Source organism: Cylindrospermopsis curvispora GIHE-G1 (assembly GCF_014489415.1).
Taxonomy (GTDB): domain Bacteria; phylum Cyanobacteriota; class Cyanobacteriia; order Cyanobacteriales; family Nostocaceae; genus Raphidiopsis; species Raphidiopsis curvispora_A.
Map to the genome: position 1 here is coordinate 2,732,549 of NZ_CP060822.1, position 17,859 is coordinate 2,750,407.

The window sequence follows — 17,859 nt, forward strand, 5'->3', positions numbered from 1 at the left end:
AAAGTCAATAGTAATAAATACTTATTTTTTTTATTAAATAGTAAATGGCATTAATTTTGGGATATGCTAGACTAGGCCCAATCCAAAAATTTTCATCAATAAGATTAAGATCATGCAGGAGCAAGCAAACGCAATTATTAAAACCTTAAAATCTAAGGGATTGAGGGTGACTCCCCAGCGCTTTGCAGTGTATGCAAATTTGTTATCTCGCACCGATCACCCCACAGTGGATCAAATCTTGACGGATCTGAATAAAGACTTTCCGGTTTCATCCCAAGCGACCATATATAGCTCTTTACAAGCTCTAAGGGAAGTGGGACTAGTTAGGGAGGTGCTCCTACAGGAGGGGGTATCTCGCTATGATGCAAATACACAACCCCATCATCATTTTTGCTGTCAGCGTTGTGGAGGAATTGAAGATATAGCTTGGGATACCTTTGAATGTATAGAACTAAAAAATCTCCGTCCTGGTTTGCGGGGAAAGACTTACCAGGTTACGGTTCATGGAACATGCGATAATTGTCGAGAATAGAAAAGACACATCAGGAATTAACTGATGATTTGACACTTTGCGCCAAATTATATATCCCTCCCAAATCTAAACGATAGCTCAGGGGATGAACAATTAATCGAGCAGTACTTTCATACAAGGTGGCAATTTCTACCAGTCCGTTTTCCCGGAGAGTCTTTCCGGTGGAAACAATATCCACAATCGCTTCCGACATCCCCGTAATTGGTCCTAGTTCCACTGAACCATATAAAGGTACTATTTCCACTGGTAAGTCCAAACTTTCAAAATACTCCCGAGCGCAGTTGACATATTTAGAAGCTACACGACCGTGAGCAGGTAGGTCTAGGGGTGATTTATAAGAACTGGTAGACTTTACCGCCACGGACATTCGACAATACCCAAACTTTAAGTCAACTAATTGTCCCACTTGTGGTTTTTTTTCTTTTAGCACATCACAACCAACAATACCCAGTTGTGCCTGACCATATTCGACATATACAGGTACATCCTGCGCTCTGACTAACAGTCCTTTAGCTTTTCCACTAGCATCATAAATTTGCAATTGACGGTTTCCAGCATCTAGGAAGGCACTAAAATCCAAACCAGCAGATTGCATTAGTTGAATGCTATTTTTAAGTAATTCCCCTTTTGGTAGTGCAACAGTCAGCATTATTTTTTTTGATATGTTTGTCTTTGGGGTTTATTATCTCACTAGGAGCATGAAAATTTTATTAGTTGATGATGAAGTGGAACTAACGGATCCTCTAGGGCGAATATTGACCCGGGAAGGATATATAGTAGACATAACATATAATGGGAAAAGCGGTAGTGAACTAGCACAAACAAGAACCTATGATCTATTGATTTTAGATTGGATGTTACCGGAAAAAACTGGGTTGGAAATTTGCCAGGAATTGCGTCATCAAGGGAAAAATATTCCCGTTTTATTCCTCACTGCTAAGGACACCCTAGATAACCGAGTTCAGGGTTTAGATGCGGGTGGAGATGATTATCTAGTCAAGCCATTTGAGCTGAGGGAGTTACTGGCCAGGGTTCGTGCCCTCCTGCGTCGTTCCAGTGTTGATAGTTGTACCACAACGGGAAAGTTGGCATTGGGAGATTTAGAACTAGATATGGAAAATCAGGTTGCCCATCGTCAGGGAAGAATAATAGAGCTATCAGAAAAAGAAAGTCAACTCCTAAAATATTTTATGGAAAATCCAGAACAATTACTAACCCATGGTCAAATTATGCAACATCTGTGGAAAGGGGAAAAACTACCGGAAAGTAACGTCATTGCTGCGTTAATTCGTCTGTTACGACGTAAGATTGAGTTAGGTGGAGAGTCTATGTTAATTCACACCGTCTATGGCAAAGGATATCGTTTTAGTTACCATAACTGCACGTTACATCCCAACCCAAAACCATAGTGGTCACGAGAAGTCAAATTGGTTTAATGGCTGCAATTGTGTTAAAACCGAATAGCCCTGTAGCGGTTGACCCGCTACAGACTCACAATTTTATACAAATTGTTTGAACGGTTACAAACCGGTGCACTGGTATTACTTGTAAAGTTCAGTAGCTAAACGCCAAGCCAAAATACCTGGAATTAAAGCTACGGCCAAGGCAATGTAAACTTGAGTATCTGAGATAGACATGGTGGTAACCCTCCAAAAAACAGGATGAATTGACATCTCCCAGCTATTTTACGGTTTTACCACAATTGAGACACATATTTTTACAAGACGCAACATGAACCAAAATGACATTATATTTAGGTATTGATTTTGGTACTTCCGGTGCCCGGGGCATAGTAATTGATGAAGATTCCACGATTAGGGGAGAAATTCGTCGTCTTTGCCATCCCCATGGGGGTGATGGAAGTGATTGCTGGCGAGCGACTTTATGGGAGCTTTTAGGGGCAATTTCCCAGGACTCCCGTCGACAAATCAGGGGAATTGCCATTAATGGCACTTCTTCTACTGTTTTACTAAGGGATGCTATTGGTGAACCGGTGTGCCCACCCCTATTATACAACGATGGAAGGGGGTCAGTTTTTATTAAGCGTTTGGCAGAGGTGGCTCCCCCCAACCATACTGTTCTCAGTGCTACCTCTACCCTAGCTAAATTATTATGGATGCAGCAGTTACCTACTTTTTCTCAAGTATGAAACCCATCCTACAAATAATTGCGCCTTCCTAATTAGTAGAGGTGTTTATGATCAATTTCCAACGGTAGAAATATTGTCATTACCTCACCATGTTGGGAATTTTGCCGCACAATCAACTTGCCACCTATAGACTGAAATAGGTGTTTAGTCGCGGCAACATTTAAACTAATAGTGCCAGTCTCCGGTTGAAAGATTAACAATTGACCCAGAGCTTTGCGAATGGGTAAGTGAACATCCTTAGTAGAATTATGACAACCCAACCGAGGTAATAACTGTAATTTGAGTTGATGACCCGCAGGAACAACTTGAACTTGAATAGAACTACCAGGAGGTAAACTGCGGGTAAAATTCTCCATCAAGCCAGTCAGTACGCGATCTAGCATGGCCGGATTACTAACTACTGTTGGCAATTGTTGAGGTAAAGCTACATCTAAAGTCAAATTACGTCGAGTTGCTGCTTGTTGCCAACGGGGAATAATTTGTTCTAGGATCTGGTCTAAGCACATGGGTGTGAGCTGAGAACCAATTTGGGTAGTTTGGGACTTTGGGGTTTGAGAAGTTTCCAAAGTTTCTAACTCAGCAGCTTTAAATAACAACTCCATACGGTCAATCTGCTCCGTACATTCGTGATCAATAACTTCCAACCGTTTGATAACAGTTCCAGGTAGATCCTGTCGCTTTAACAGCAGTCGTGTCATAGTACGAATAGTTGCCAAGGGTGTGCGCACTTCATGGGAGAATGCCTGCAGTAGTTCCACATCAGAACGAGAAGGAGGTTTTGCAGATGGTAAAACGGGGTCATGAGGAAAGGAAAAGATAGGAAAAGAATGGGTGGGCCTATCAATTGATTCTGGTAATTCAGCAAGCAGAAATTGACTAAATTGAATAATGGTTTGATAGTTTGGTGCAGTTAGGGGGTAATTCTCAACCCTAGCATCTAACTGGGAAAACAATTCTGGATTAGTCAAAACTAATCTTGTTCCTAATGCTTGCCAAGCTTGTTTAACCACATCCGGCTCAAAAGAAAATAAAAACTTTTTTTTACTACCAGTGGGAGCTGACAATACTAAAGCTAGTGTAAACTTTTCTGTAAATACTAAGCAAAACTGCTCATTTCCCAAGGGATCGGGGGCTAATAAAGGTAAAATAGAATCATCGGGGAGAATGGTATTATTGTTATTATACAGATGAGAATGGTAAGTATTATTTCTAATAGTAGTATGTTGGTCAAAGAACAAGTTGCCCTGATTCGCTAACACTTTTGGCGGTACATCAAATGGCATTAAAGCCAACGGGTTAAAAGGTTTAGTTGCAAAGGTGACTGTTTGTAGGTTTTGGGTCAGATTGGGTTGACCGAACAGAGGAGTTGGTGCAGTCAAAACTAAACCTGGAGTGGTATGATGGGGTGTTTTTGGTGTTAGAGTCGTTAGGAGGAGATGTTCTGCAGCAGCAAGACCGACACGCCATTGTTGTTCTGCTTTTTCAGATGAACATGGAACTGTGTGAGATTGGCTTTGATCCAGAATTTCTGCCAAACTTGGTAAAATCCATTGGTACACAGGTTTTCACCCTTTGATTGACTATGAGACGATTATTGGAACTATAGTTAAAGTATACACTGCACTACATAATTTCTAGCTTATAGTCTTTTGTCTATTCATGGGAGTGGTATAACCGAACTCCACAGGTGGAATTTACCCAATTCTCTTAGAATACCTCACAATAGCTCTAATGTAAATGCGTATTACCATAGGTCTTAACTGAAATAGATTGAATTTCGTCAAATAAGTCTAAATAAAACCACATAGGATTTAAAATTCCCCTCATAAAAGACAATCTTCAGAGCTACATCAGTAGTAGCTGATTAATTACGAACGCTAAAAACTACTTTTCCAACACTGTATGGGAATAACAGTTCTTAGGACAAATACGAGAACATGCTTGGCAACCAACACAATTTTCCGGTTGAGTAACAACCATCACCTTACGTTCAATTTCTTCATCATCTTCATCCTCTACAAATTCACCCTCTTCATTCAAGGCCATCAAACCTAAAACATTGTAACCACAAACCTTCATACATCTGCCACAACCAATACATTTGTCCTTATCAATACCTTGGGCAAATTTAGGTGTCCAAGTTCCACCACCAAATGTCAATCCTGTTAATGTTGCCATGACTCTAACCTGAGCAATTTTACTTACAATTTTTTAGTTACTTCTTTCTTGATAATAGTCTCATATTTTTACTTTTTAATGTTAAATGTTAACTTTTTTGTCAAATTTTATGGGCCTGGTGATTTACCGTTATTTACTGAAATATTTATGTTTTATTGACAATTATTTTTATTTACCCCCTACTAAATATCTGACGAATGTCAGAAAACAAAATTAATAAATAGTTGCTAGTTCATGATGAACAATATTATCAAAATCTTTATGAAATTTATAGTTAATGAAGAACTAATAAAGTTTAAATTTCCGGGTATGAATAGGGAGACAAATCACAATCTACAGTTAACAGGGAAAAGTTAACTATGAATCAAAATGAGACATCGAGGGTTAATTTAAGTCAACCATCTAGGCAATTTAACTAGGAAGTAGCCCTATGCCTTATATAATTCCTAATAAAAATTGCAATAGATGTGATAAATGCCGCCCCCAATGTCCCACGGGTGCCATCAAAATCGAAAATAATGAATATTGGATAGATCCTTGTCTTTGTAATAATTGTGAGGGTTATTATCCCGAACCACAATGCGTAATTGCTTGTCCTACCCAATCTCCTATACCCTGGCAAGCTAAAAAAGGCAGATGCAAAGTTGAAGTAAGAGAATCTACCAGTCTGGATTTATTTTCTAATGGTAAAAACCACCCATTTGCTTCCGCTATAGTCATTTGGGAGGCGTGCAATATATTAGCACAACGTAAATCATTACATTGGGCACAGGATGGGGGAGGTAATTTATACTATAGTCGTCAAGTCAATCAAGGTCGAGGTAATATTTCTTTTGCTATTCAAGACCCTTCTGAATCTGGTTTCGTCAGAGATTTATCAACCATCGAAAATCTCGATATTCGTGCTGCCTGTATTCACCTGATTTTTGCAGCATACGCTACCACTTTGGACCAACCTTGGGAACAGGAATTTACCATTGATGAACGGCAAATTGAAGCATATTTGGGACTAGAAAAACGGAAAGATCTGAACAAAACTACAAGGTTATGTTTGATTAAGAGTATTGTTCAACAGGTCTGTTCTTTGGTTGTTTCCATTGATTGGCAAGCTAGAGGTAAAGTCCCCGCTTTTTCTGTGGAGAAGAGTTATCTATGGCATTTAACGGATATTGAACATCATTTTCAGGAAGATGAACGAGGTTGTAAATATCTCATTGGTTTGACTTTTAAGGTGAAAGCTGGTCTGTGGTCCAGGCACTTTTTAAATAAACAGGGCTGTAAAGAAAGTTTGGCATTCTATCAATATGGTAGTTTACCAAAAACATTATTGACTACGGTGATGAGTCTTTGGCAACAACATGAAGGTGCAGTTAGGTTGATGTTATGGTTACTTTTTAAAACTAAAATGGGCAGGGAACAAAGAATTACTGTTCCTACCTTATTGCGCGTTGGTTATGGTGAGGAAAAAATTCATCTTGCTTCTAGATCCCGGGATGAGCGTAAACGTTTGCTACGCACTTTTGAAAATGATTTGGAGGTACTTAATCACTATGGTATTAAAGTGATTTTTGACCCCGTTACTTACCCGGTAGAAATTCAGCCCCTTTGGGCAAAATTAGTTGATATTCCTGAAGATCCAGATGAGGCCTTAGAATTTTGGATTAATGATGGTAGTGGTGAGCATCGTCTGACTGATAGCGGTCCCCGTGGTAAGTGGAATATGTTGATGAATGCTCGAATTTTGTCTTTTGAATTACCTTCAGATTGGGAAAACGTCACTCCACAGTCCCATCGTAAACAACATCGTTCCGTTAAGGGTAAAAGGTCTGTGAAACCTCATGATGATTTATTGGGGGAACAGGTATTACAAGCTCGCAAAGCTATTAGTATCTCTCAACGGGAATTAGCAAAGTTGGCTGGTAAAAGTCAAAGTTGGATCCGCGATGTGGAAAATGGCCGTCTCAAACCTAAATCGGAAGATCAGCTTTTGCTTAGGAGAATACTAAATATTCTCTAATCCGATCTTCAACTATATTCCCTGTCCCCCCTTTATAAAATTACACCCCTACTTTTACTCCTCGACAAGCTTCTGCACAATTGCGACAAGCACTGGCACAAGCTATCATTTTTTTATCAGTAGATATGGTCTCACAAGCTAATGCACAGCGATCGCATATTTCTGCACAAAGTGCACAAGTCTTTTCAGCAAATATGGAACCGCTGATTAGCATATTAGTACATATCATACAGAATTCTGAGCAGTCACGCATGGCGCTGATGAGATTGGCACTCATATATTTACCACCTTGACTCATACAGTAGGTCATGGTTTCTAAACAGATTTTATGACATTCTGTGGTAGCATTGACGCAGTTTTGCATTTCTGTGGTCAAGGATTCAGTCATCATCATCATCATAATCAACACTCCTGATTTGTTTGGGGGTCAATTCCAAAAATTCATCCTAGCTAAGGTCTGGAGGTCAAGCTGGCCGCTTTGGCAGTAGTTTTTTCGGAGAATTCCCCCCTCCCTAATTAGTTTGTGCTACCCTAGGAATCAAAGTGTTTTTTAAGCAAACTTTAGGTGGGTTTTGTGCAATTGGGTATGCTCCTTAAACGGAAAAACCGCGCCATTGCAGCTGTGCTGGCCTTTTCCGGTGCGATCGCTATTTCCGGATTACACAAGTTTTATTTGGGACAACCAGTGTGGGGAATTCTGTATGTGTTATTGTCCTGGACACCAATTCCCAAAATAGCTAGTGCTATAGAGGGGGTGTGGTATCTCACACAGGATGAGGAGACTTTTAACAGGAAGTTTAATTCTGGTCAATCAGTTAGCAGTTCCCCGGAAGTGGGTGCCCATGTGGAATCGGTGGCTAATGCTTTACGTGAGTTGGATGCTTTGCGTGAGGAGGGGTTGATTTCTGAATATGAATTCGAGCAAAAACGTCGTCAATTGATAGACCGTATCTCTTAGTGGGGACTATAATTTCCGATGATTAGCTGGTTTCCTTGGAATCTCAAGTTACAAAAATTACGACACAAACTTCTTCATGATCCCTACTATCGCTTACAGTCGGGAGAGGAAATACATCTTGCTGCACAATTGGGTATGCGGATTGATGTTAATCAAGCCAATGTGGATGACTGGTTACGATTACCTGGTTTATCTATTCATCAGGGTCGCTCTTTGGTGGCATTGTCCCGCTCTGGGGTGAAGTTTTATTGTATTGAAGATATTGCTGCAGCTTTAAGTATACCCATTCACCGACTAGAACCACTCAAACCTTTGCTCAGTTTTACTTATTATGATGAACACTCCTTAGTACACCAACAATCAATCAATATTAATACGGCATCTATAGAAACTCTATTGGAAATTCCAACGATAGATATGGACCTAGCAGAGGCGGTGGTAAAAAACCGCCTCGCTGGTGGTGCTTATCGTAATCTGGTGGATTTTCAACAAAGGTTGGGATTATCTGGTGACCTGGTCTCCAAACTAATGTACTATTTGCACTTTCAATAGTATTACCATACCCCTAACCAATCAAACCCAATCGATTTAATGGCCAAAAGCGAAATGCTGCGTGACCAATCAGGTTCTTTCGCGGTAAAAAACCCCAGTATCGAGAATCATTACTGTCATTGCGATTGTCTCCCATCACAAAGAACTTGTCCTCTGGAATTTTGATCAGGGGGAATGGTTGATTTGCTGGTTCAGCAATGTAGTCTTCTTCCAACCGTTTGCCATTCACATAAACTTGACCATTCACTATACCAACTATATCTCCTGGAATACCTATAATCCGTTTAATAAAAGCTTGATTGTCATCATACCCACGCTGTTGTAATTCAGGAGGTGTCTGAAAAACCACGATGTCACCAGCTTGAGGAGGATGAAGTCGGTAGGATATTTTCTCTACTACTAATCTATCCCCTATTTGCAGGGTGGGATACATTGATGCGGAAGGAATTAAACGAGGTTCTGCAATAAATACTCTGATCAATAGGGCTAAAATCAGTGCCACCCCTATTAAAGTTAGATTTTCTTGCCAACCCCCCTGTTTATTTAAATTGTTTAAAGATGTGGAAGTTTCCTCAATACTCTTCTTTTCCGGATCATTCATACTCTGTTGACGATTGTTTCTGGCAAAATTACAATTCCTGGTGTGCAGGATTTTAGTTCCCCGCTAATTTTAACATACCACGGTTTGAAGAACCGCTCTATAGGATCTTTGAGCTTTTCTCAACTTAGTTTGGCAAATAAATCTCCTAAAACTACATTAGAAAACAAAAAACCCTGGGGGTCATTTAAACATAATCTATCTTTGGTCAATTTTACCCAACCTGGAATCACATGGGGTTGTAAACACTTTTGTATTTTCTCAACTTTTTGGTCACCAAACTTTTCTGCTAATACTCCTAGATTTAAACCTTCTGCTAAACGCATCCCCAACATTATAGTCTCTAATAGTTCTTCATCTTCATGTATAACTTCAACATCAATTATTGCACCATCATTTAACCATTGATAATATTCCTGGATCCTTCGAGGACGAGAAAAGCGTTTACCTTCTATATAGCTGGTAGCACCCATGCCAAAACCATAGTAAGCAAGATTCTGCCAGTAAACCCGATTATGCTTACATTGATGCCCTTGCTTAGCATAATTAGAAATTTCATAATGTTCATAACCCGCACCCGTGAGAATCTCTTGTCCTAGTTCATACATCTTTACTGTAATCTCATCCGCTGGTAGAGGGTGATCCCCAGGTTGATAATAACGACCAAACACTGTGCCCGGTTCTATGGTTAAATCATAAATGGAAATATGGGTAGGAGCAATTTCTACCCCTTTGGTTAAAGAATTTTGCCATTGCTCTATAGACTGATGTGGCAAACCCGAAATCAGGTCTATGCTAAATTCGGGTATCTCCACTTGGTTAACCATATCAATAGCTGCAAAAATATCTTCAACCGAGTGCGATCGCCCAGCAGTTTTTAACAATTCTGGGGTAAAGGTCTGCACCCCTAAACTGACTCTGTTTACTCCTGCATTTTTATAACCTTGAATATGAGCTAAATCAAATGTACCTGGATCTATCTCCATAGAAATTTCCATCTTTGGTTCCATGGCAAATCTCTTTTCCAAACTCCTCAATATTTGCTCTAGTTGTTTGGCCGACAATAGGGAAGGTGTACCACCACCAAAAAAAACCGTTCTCAAAGGTTGACTAAAAGTCGGTGTGATGCTGATCTCATGGCAAATGCTATCTACATACTGACTAATTGTATGAGATGCTTCCCCTCGCACGCGATCGCCCGTTACATACACGGGAAAATCACAATAAAAGCACCTGCGCCGACAGAAGGGGATATGTACATAAGCAGCGGTGGGGATTGGAAAACTCATGGAAAAAATTCATTGATAGAACTGTTGACAAAAATCACATTTTGTAGTTAAAAGTAACGCAATCCTGAAGACACTAGTATATCCAAAAACCCGTGGAAGTTTACAGGTAAACCTAAACCACTAAGATATAATAGCCACATATATTTTCAGAATTCTCAGACCTGTAGGCTAGATGCAGTTTGATAATTATTCCGTCCTTCATATTAACCAATCCACATTTGACCGAAAAAATGCCTTAAAGTCGCACAGACAAACATTATTCAGGAAAAATAAATCATGCTTGATTTCACCATCATTATCTCATTTATTATAGCCTCTGCGGGAATAGGTTATTTCAGTACCGACTTACTACCACCAGGAAGTCTCAAAGGAGTAACCAATTTAGATGCTTTGCGTTTAGTAGTAGCTGTCTTCGCTGCTCTCATTGGTGGCGCGGTTGGACTGAGTTTCCAGACCAGCTATAGGCGATTAGAAGCACAAGTGAAGGAAATGCCCATAGAAGTCATTTTAACTCGTGCTATCGGCTTAGTCATTGGGCTATTACTAGCCAATTTAATGTTAGCTCCCCTGTTCCTACTCCCCATCCCTGCAGATTTTAGCTTTATTAAACCTTTAGTAGCAGTAGTTGGCAGTATAATCCTATCCGTAACGGGAATGAATTTAGCTGATACCCATGGTAGAGGTTTGTTACGATTAATTAATCCTAATACGGTGGAGACCCTAGTAGTAGAAGGAACTCTCAAACCAGCTAATACCAAAGTTTTAGACACCAGCTGCATTATAGATGGTCGGATTGAATTACTGCTAGAAACGGGATTTTTAGAAGGATTAATTATCGTACCCCAATTTATTTTGCAGGAGCTACAGCAAGTAGCAGATGCAACCAAGGATGTAAAACGAGTACGAGGAAGAAGAGGTTTAGAAATTCTCAATCGTATTAGGGAAAACTATCCAGAAAGGATAGTAATCAACTCGGTAGAGTACGATGATTTAAGCACGGTAGACACAAAACTAGTAAAGTTCGCCCAGGAAATTAATGGTACTCTATTAACCAACGACTACAATTTATCCAAGGTAGCCAGTGTTCAAAAAGTGCCAGTATTGAATGTGAATGATTTGGTAAATGCAGTTCGTCCTTCCTACTTACCGGGGGATAACATTGACATCAAAATCCTCAAAGAGGGGAAAGAGCCCAGTCAAGGCATTGGTTATTTAGATGATGGCACAATGGTTGTGGTAGAAGAAGGCAGTGGTTATGTGGGTGGTGAAGTGCGAGTAGTGGTCACCAGTGCTCTACAAACCTCCGCTGGCAGAATGATCTTTGCCAAACCGCAAGCCTCGGCTTTAGCGTAAGATAGCCAGTTGAAGGTTAGTTCATAGTGTAGATTGATGTTGGTCAATCGAAAACACCTATCAAATCTGAGAACCAGGAAGATGTAAAATTTTAGCATTTATTAAGGTACTCAGCATGACAGTAAACACAACCAAGACATCTTCCACCGTTCCCAGTTTTTGTGAGGGAATTCAATATTTTGGGGAACCATTGCCAAACTTTCAAACCTATGGTGCAAAGCCAGTCATAGAATCTGGTAGCGTGTCCATAGCTGACATTAACCATACAGCAGCAGCTTATCAAACCTTACTAGTGGCGGATGCCCTACGCTATCTCACCTTACAAATCACTGGTAGTAAAGCTTCAGGACATCCAGGAGGCTTTGCTAGTCAAGCCGAAGCTTATGCAGCATTAGTCATGCTGGGACACAAAAATATTATTACGGAAGTGGGACATCATGCTCCCGGTTTTTATAGTGCCATGTTTTTAGATCGGTCCTTAGAAGACATGGGCATATTTACTGTACAACAACTGCGCGATCGCTTTCGGGAGAAACACGGACTAATAGGACACCTATCGGGTTATATTCCTGGAATTTTGGCACCTGCAGGACCATTGGGACAGGGACAACATTTTGCCATGGCAGCAGCTTTATTACACCGGGACAAACTGTTTCCCTTCACCGTGGGAGATGGGGGATTAGGTGAACCTTACATCATGAGTTCCATGGCTCATTTTCACACCGCCTATCCTCAAGTTACCAATTTCTTACCCATTTTAGTGTGGAACGGTTATAGTCAAGAGCACCATAGTATGGTGTCCTTAAAAACCAACAAAGAAATGACCGCTTATTGGCAAGGCAATGGTTTTAAGGAAGTAATCATCGTAGATGCCAAAGAATTTGACGACCAGAATCAATCGGGAGATTATGTAGACAGCACCATATTTTCCTGGGAAAGAAGACTAGAATTTACCAGAGAAGTATTAATAGGCATTAATCAAGCGACTAATTTAGCCCTCAATGGTACACTAACAGTATTTATTATCAAACAACTTAAAGGTGCGGGTGTGCACGCATTAGGAGCAAAGTCACATAATCTTTATCCTAAAGATACTTTAGATGCACCCCATATTGCCAAAGCTCTACAAAAAAGAGCCTTATCTATAGAAGCATGGCAAACAGTTCGTACCAATGCTGAACGCGCTGGAGGTGGTCCAGCAGCAAAAACAGTAGTGACGGAATTTGAATTACCCCTAGCACCCATCGGGGAATTACCACTGGAAGAATATGCGGTTGGTGGTGAGCCAAAGGTTTCCACCACAGCTATGGGTAGATTAGTAGGAATAGTAGGAAGTAAGGATCAAAACTTTCTGGTGACCAATGCGGATGGTAATGAAGCATCCGGGATTGGTAATATTAACCAAGCTCTGAAAATCAACCATCCCACAGCAGATGAACTATATAACCAAATTCCCGGAGGTCAAGTTTATGAACCCCTGAGTGAAGATGCTTGTGCAGGATTAGCAGTGGGATTATCCCTGATGGGTGGAAGAACCCTATGGTGTTCTTATGAATCATTTGCCATAAATGGACTGCCAATTTGGCAAACTGTGACCCAAGCTATGGCCGAATTAAGAAGAAAAACCCCATCCACAATTACCTTATTTACAGCAGGTGCATTGGAGCAGGGGCGTAACGGTTGGACCCATCAAAGACCAGAAGTGGAAGCATACTTTGCTGCTATGATGAGGAATGGTAATGTCTTCCCCGTTTTCCCTCCCGATGCTAATAGTATCCAGGTTTGTTATGATTGGGCTTTGACCACCAAAAATAAAGGTATTGTAATTACTGCTAGTAAATCACCTTTACCCATTAGAACCACTCTAGAACAAACTAAACAAGGACTGGAAAAGGGGGCAATTTTATTACATCAGGTTCCAGGGGGAAAACAAGTTGTATTTGCCGTGATTGGCGATATGACCCTAGTACCAGTGTTTGAAGCAGCAGCATTTTTAGAAACTGAGGGTATAGGGGTAAAAATAATTTCTGTGATTAATCCTCGTCGTTTATATCGTCCTGATGACACTGCTTGGGATACTTGTTCCCAACCGGATGGGGAGTTTTTAGCTGATGAAGAGTTTGAGGAGTTATTTAGTGGGGATGGGTTAATTGCTGTGACTGGTGGTGCGAGTGCTATGTTAGAGCCAGTTATGTTACGCAGTTCTATTAAACGGGATACTTTTGCTTGGAAGCGAGGAGAGACCACAGCTAGTGCAGGTGAGTTAATGTCCTTTAATGGCTTAACTGCGGAAGCGTTGACAAAGCGCGCTATTGAGTTAGTGCATTAGAGTTAGGTGTAGATCCTTCTTTGATTAGGGGTGGGGAAAATCTCCCCACATCCGTTAAATTAATAAATTGCTCTTGATTCTAGGGTATAAACGGGGATATGCACAATTTCTCTATCTGTCAAATCGTACTGCTCACAAACCAGACTTAAACGATTCCCCGATGTTTTCATCGGATTAACAGAATGGGTCAAATTTCCCTGAAAGCAAACTAAGGTGTTGGTTTGGGGTTTAATCTTCTGAATGTGGCGATTATTTGATTTCAATACTAATTCCCCCCCTTCCATGTTTTCCGGTACTCGCACATAAAGAACCGTCACCAGATTTGGTGGTTCAATGGTTTTACAATAGGAGCGCAATGAACGATCTATATGTGGATCAACCCGAGAACCTTCTTGAAGTAGTAAAGGATTAAGATAAAATGCATTACAACTTGATTGTAGTGCCAATTCTAAATAGGGTTTAAAAAAGGGAAACTTCTCCTGGACAATTTTTATTCCCTGTCTTTGGAAAACCACAGAAAATCCTTTTGTCTGAATAAAGTCTCTATTGAGGTTATTGGTAGTAAAGTATGGACTGGCTTGGATTTCTCCCCCTAGGTCTTTCAGGTAACTACTTGGAAAAATATTGCTTTGTATTTGGTAGTATTTCACAGATTCCTATCTAAATTTATTTTTAGGTTTATTTTTAAAAACTATTACCCAATACTTTCTAAAATCCTCCCTATCATACCATTAGCTTGGCTGCCATAACCACCCCCGAATAAATTAAAGTGATTTAAAATATGATACAAATTATAAAGTATTTTTCGTTTTTCATAGCCTGGTGTTAGGGGAAATTCTTCCTCATATCCTCGGTAAAAACTGGGAGGGAAGCCACCAAAAAGTTCCGTCATGGCAATATCAACTTCCCGATCGCCAAAATAAGTGGCTGGATCAAAAATCACTGGCTCACCATTAATTGTAAATCCCACATTTCCTCCCCATAAATCGCCATGAACTAGGGATGGTTCTGCTTCGTGGTCAGCTAATAAGCTAGGAATGACACCTAATAATTTTTGTTCTCCAGGAAAATTGCCACCGCGTCTTCTTGCTAACTGAAATTGGTAACCCAGTCGGTTTTTAAAAAAAAATTCATCCCAATTTAACATCCAACTATTAATTTGTGGTGTGGAACCAATAGTATTGTTTATATGCCAACCAAAACCTTGTTCACTGGTAGTTTTGTGCATTGCTGCTAAATTTCTCCCCATTTGTTGCCAGCTTTTATTATTGCCAGCTGACATGTGCAACCATTCTAATACTATGTAACTACAATTATCTATAGTCCCCCAACATAATGGTTGAGGAACCCGGATAGTTTTGGTTTCATACATTTGTCGTAAACCCAGCATTTCTGCTGCAAACATTTCTCCCTGGGATGCTTGATTGATTTTGACGAAGTAGGTGATTTTACCATTGCCAATGGCATAACCCTGGTTAATACATCCACCACTCACTGATGATCTTTGGGTAGTTTGGAACTTTTGCCCAGTTACCTCACTTATTTGCCGATCTATTTCTTGCCACATCACCCCGTTTTGAACCTCGCGTTTTTCAACTGTTTCCTTAGTAATTAACCTTATTTATTATCTTGGTTTAATAATAACTGCTCTATAGTCCTGTGGCGAAAGATATTTTTGTGCAGCTTTCATTAAGTCATGCTGATTCTGCATTTGGATGTGTTGAGGATAATTGAATGCTGGATCCAAATCACCAAGTAAACACTGATAATAACCATATAATCCACAACGCTCTCCCGGTGTTTCATTATTGAAAATAAATCTATTTGCTACTCTTGTTTGCACTCGGAGAATTTCTGATTCTTGGACTAATTCCGTTTGCAGTTTCTCCAAATGTCCAACTATACCTGTTTCTACTGCTGCTAAATCTTCCACATTACACTTGGCGGAAATCGTGAATAGTCCCTGTAGTTTATAATTACTATTACTGACGGAAATTGTGGAAACCAATCCCCTTTCTTCCCGTAAGTCCTGTACCAATCTAGAGCTACGTCCTTGTCCTAATATCCCCGCTAAAACATCTAAGGCATAAGTGTTTTTTATTTCGCCCAATCCTGGTACTCGCCATAAAACAATTAGTCTAGCCTCTTGCAAATTTTCATCCGTAAATTCGTGACGGGTAATTCCTGTAAATGCTGGTTCCTGATTATCTATAACCTCTAAAGGTGGACGAGCTAGGTATTTTGAAGACCTTGCCATCTTTTCTTCAAACCCCTCAGCTACAATTTCTATCAGCTGGTCCACTGGTAAGTTACCAACAGCTACAGCGGTTAGAGAAGAAGGTTGATACCAGGTGTCATGGAATTCTCCCATTTGTTGGGGTGTCAACTGAGAAATTATGCTTTCTAAACCCAGTATTGGACGACGATAAGGCAAAAAATCAAAGGCCGTTTCCATTAGACGGCGAGAAATTCGCCTTCCTATACTATCCTGTGAACGTCTAATCTCTTCCAAAACCACTAATCTTTCGGTTTCAAAACCATCTGGGGGAATGGACGGGTTACAAACTAGATCTATTTGCAGTGGTACCAAATCCTTAAAGTCTTTAGGCGCACTGGTTATATAAAATTGGGTATAGTCTTGACTTGTGGCTGCATTAGCAATGGCACCTCGCTCTTCAACACGACGCTCAAATTCACCACTGGCTAAGTTTTCTGTCCCCTTAAATATAATATGTTCTAAAAAATGGGCCATTCCATTAATGGAATCGGACTCTACAGCAGAACCAACATTTATCCACACATTTAAACTAACTGCTTCAATTGGCATTTGTTCCGCAATGATGTTTAACCCATTGCACAGGGAATGTACTCTGGGTTTTTGAAGAGGTGGAGTTTTTGGCAAGGTTAATATCATTTGTGGTGGCAAGGTCTGCATTACTACTCATATCCTAACTACTCATATCCTAGGTTTATTGAATTGACTTTCCCCCAGGTTAAAAGCCCACTTCTACTATAGCAGATAGTTTGGTAATCCTTCAAGATTACCAAACTATCACTCAATTAGGCTCACACCGGAAGCGCTGATGGAAAAACGGAAACATTAGCCGTCGCATCAGTAAAGTTTAGGAACTTTTCAATTAGTAGTTGCTCAAATATATTGAATGAGTCGTGCCAATTTGCTACTATTTGTTGCAAGTCCTGTATTTTCTGTGAGGGACTATTTCCCAAGAGGGGATAGTTAAAGTTACCAGAAAATAAGATTGCCCCTACCACTTTATCAGGAAATTGAACTGTTGCTTGGTTAATACTCAAGTTCAAAACTCCCCTTTCTAAAGGATAACTTAACTGTAGACTTGCTCCCACTCTCTTCCCTCCAAATTCTTGCCATGGACCTGGTGCTAATAGCCTGCTATGGATGTATTTATAGGCATCTGCTTCAGAATTGAAAAGAACAAATCCCCTCGGATTGATACCAACCTGTTTATACTCTACTTGAGAGAGTTTTTCTACTAGTTTATGAGTAATATTTGATACTTGAATTTCCTCTTGAGGTTTTTGCGATAGGTTTTCAACCATAGTCACACCATTGGGATGGACAAAAATGCCCAATCCTGTATTAAACAAAATTTGTAACACTCCATTGTTGTAAACCGGTTGTTTGGCTAACTCCCATTCGCTAGGAATGATACCAGTGTATTTTAAAAAGTCAGGATTAACTACTGCGGGATTCAAGTCCTTGGCATTAATAGAGATTGCCAATTCCTGAAGTTGTAAATTTGCACTCATCGTTGTTATTGCCTATTGTTATTAATCCAGCAATACTGGATCTCAAATAGTCATTTTACATACAATTACTTTCTCATTTCTATAAATTTCTATGTCTTCCAATTTAATTTTATAGCCT

Annotated in this window: 19 protein-coding genes; 8 read left to right on the forward strand and 11 right to left on the reverse strand. The window is 40.0% G+C overall.

Annotated features, from left to right (window positions below; all coding sequences use genetic code 11):
- The first annotated feature begins 112 nt into the window (after nt 1–112).
- Complete coding sequence (locus IAR63_RS12160; protein WP_096543550.1) at nt 113–532, forward strand: Fur family transcriptional regulator; 420 nt, start codon at nt 113–115, stop codon at nt 530–532.
- A gap of 10 nt (nt 533–542) precedes the next feature.
- Here IAR63_RS12160 and hisG read toward each other — a convergent pair whose 3' ends face one another.
- Nucleotides 543–1,181: an ATP phosphoribosyltransferase gene (hisG, locus tag IAR63_RS12165; RefSeq protein WP_096543552.1), complete on the reverse strand. Its 639-nt coding sequence runs from the start codon at nt 1,179–1,181 to the stop codon at nt 543–545.
- A 49-nt stretch (nt 1,182–1,230) separates the two neighbouring features.
- Between hisG and rppA the strand changes: the two genes are divergently transcribed.
- Entirely contained in the window at nt 1,231–1,941 is a 711-nt protein-coding gene (gene rppA, locus IAR63_RS12170; protein ID WP_096547609.1) for a two-component system response regulator RppA, read from the forward strand.
- 132 nt (nt 1,942–2,073) lie between these two features.
- Here the strand turns inward: rppA and psaM are convergent, their stop codons facing one another.
- A complete protein-coding gene (psaM, locus tag IAR63_RS12175) occupies nt 2,074–2,169 on the reverse strand; it encodes a photosystem I reaction center subunit XII (RefSeq protein WP_015141228.1) in 96 nt (31 codons plus the stop codon).
- Nucleotides 2,170–2,273: 104 nt separating this feature from the next.
- Here psaM and IAR63_RS12180 point away from each other — a divergent pair, with 104 nt between their 5' ends.
- The gene (locus IAR63_RS12180) at nt 2,274–2,681 is read left to right on the forward strand and encodes an FGGY family carbohydrate kinase (protein WP_235678256.1); all 408 of its coding nucleotides are present in this window, start codon (nt 2,274–2,276) and stop codon (nt 2,679–2,681) included.
- Between the two features lie 32 nt (nt 2,682–2,713).
- On the opposite strand, the gene IAR63_RS12185 is transcribed toward IAR63_RS12180, so the two are convergent.
- Entirely contained in the window at nt 2,714–4,240 is a 1,527-nt protein-coding gene (locus IAR63_RS12185; protein ID WP_187705460.1) for a sensor histidine kinase, read from the reverse strand.
- Between the two features lie 325 nt (nt 4,241–4,565).
- Nucleotides 4,566–4,859, reverse strand: coding sequence for a ferredoxin III, nif-specific (gene fdxB / locus IAR63_RS12190; RefSeq protein ID WP_187705461.1), 294 nt, complete (start codon nt 4,857–4,859; stop codon nt 4,566–4,568).
- Between the two features lie 430 nt (nt 4,860–5,289).
- Between fdxB and IAR63_RS12195 the strand changes: the two genes are divergently transcribed.
- Entirely contained in the window at nt 5,290–6,876 is a 1,587-nt protein-coding gene (locus IAR63_RS12195; protein WP_187705462.1) for a helix-turn-helix domain-containing protein, read from the forward strand.
- 40 nt (nt 6,877–6,916) lie between these two features.
- On the opposite strand, the gene IAR63_RS12200 is transcribed toward IAR63_RS12195, so the two are convergent.
- Nucleotides 6,917–7,276, reverse strand: a complete 360-nt coding sequence (locus tag IAR63_RS12200) for a four-helix bundle copper-binding protein (RefSeq protein WP_187705463.1) — start codon at nt 7,274–7,276, stop codon at nt 6,917–6,919.
- Nucleotides 7,277–7,462: 186 nt separating this feature from the next.
- Here IAR63_RS12200 and IAR63_RS12205 point away from each other — a divergent pair, with 186 nt between their 5' ends.
- Nucleotides 7,463–7,834 (forward strand): NINE protein, encoded by a 372-nt coding sequence (locus IAR63_RS12205; RefSeq protein WP_096547610.1) that lies wholly within the window; start codon nt 7,463–7,465, stop codon nt 7,832–7,834.
- 18 nt (nt 7,835–7,852) lie between these two features.
- The gene (locus tag IAR63_RS12210) at nt 7,853–8,386 is read left to right on the forward strand and encodes a ComEA family DNA-binding protein (protein ID WP_187705464.1); all 534 of its coding nucleotides are present in this window, start codon (nt 7,853–7,855) and stop codon (nt 8,384–8,386) included.
- Nucleotides 8,387–8,399: 13 nt separating this feature from the next.
- Here the strand turns inward: IAR63_RS12210 and lepB are convergent, their stop codons facing one another.
- Both lepB and hemW read right to left on the reverse strand, forming a co-directional pair.
- Nucleotides 8,400–8,987 (reverse strand): signal peptidase I, encoded by a 588-nt coding sequence (gene lepB, locus IAR63_RS12215; RefSeq protein WP_096543560.1) that lies wholly within the window; start codon nt 8,985–8,987, stop codon nt 8,400–8,402.
- A 119-nt stretch (nt 8,988–9,106) separates the two neighbouring features.
- Nucleotides 9,107–10,273, reverse strand: a complete 1,167-nt coding sequence (gene hemW, locus IAR63_RS12220; protein ID WP_096543562.1) for a radical SAM family heme chaperone HemW — start codon at nt 10,271–10,273, stop codon at nt 9,107–9,109.
- A gap of 276 nt (nt 10,274–10,549) precedes the next feature.
- Here hemW and IAR63_RS12225 point away from each other — a divergent pair, with 276 nt between their 5' ends.
- A complete protein-coding gene (locus tag IAR63_RS12225) occupies nt 10,550–11,626 on the forward strand; it encodes a PIN/TRAM domain-containing protein (RefSeq protein WP_096543564.1) in 1,077 nt (358 codons plus the stop codon).
- Nucleotides 11,627–11,741: 115 nt separating this feature from the next.
- Nucleotides 11,742–13,955, forward strand: coding sequence for a phosphoketolase family protein (locus tag IAR63_RS12230; RefSeq protein ID WP_187705465.1), 2,214 nt, complete (start codon nt 11,742–11,744; stop codon nt 13,953–13,955).
- A 59-nt stretch (nt 13,956–14,014) separates the two neighbouring features.
- Here the strand turns inward: IAR63_RS12230 and IAR63_RS12235 are convergent, their stop codons facing one another.
- The 4 genes from IAR63_RS12235 to IAR63_RS12250 all read right to left on the reverse strand — a co-directional run bounded on the left by IAR63_RS12235 (nt 14,015) and on the right by IAR63_RS12250 (nt 17,741).
- Entirely contained in the window at nt 14,015–14,605 is a 591-nt protein-coding gene (locus IAR63_RS12235) for a 2OG-Fe(II) oxygenase (protein ID WP_115538349.1), read from the reverse strand.
- Between the two features lie 44 nt (nt 14,606–14,649).
- Nucleotides 14,650–15,522 (reverse strand): fructosamine kinase family protein, encoded by an 873-nt coding sequence (locus tag IAR63_RS12240; protein WP_187705466.1) that lies wholly within the window; start codon nt 15,520–15,522, stop codon nt 14,650–14,652.
- A 57-nt stretch (nt 15,523–15,579) separates the two neighbouring features.
- Nucleotides 15,580–16,869: a M16 family metallopeptidase gene (locus IAR63_RS12245; protein ID WP_187707458.1), complete on the reverse strand. Its 1,290-nt coding sequence runs from the start codon at nt 16,867–16,869 to the stop codon at nt 15,580–15,582.
- Nucleotides 16,870–17,021: 152 nt separating this feature from the next.
- Complete coding sequence (locus IAR63_RS12250; RefSeq protein ID WP_057177201.1) at nt 17,022–17,741, reverse strand: hypothetical protein; 720 nt, start codon at nt 17,739–17,741, stop codon at nt 17,022–17,024.
- Nucleotides 17,742–17,859 lie beyond the last annotated feature (118 nt).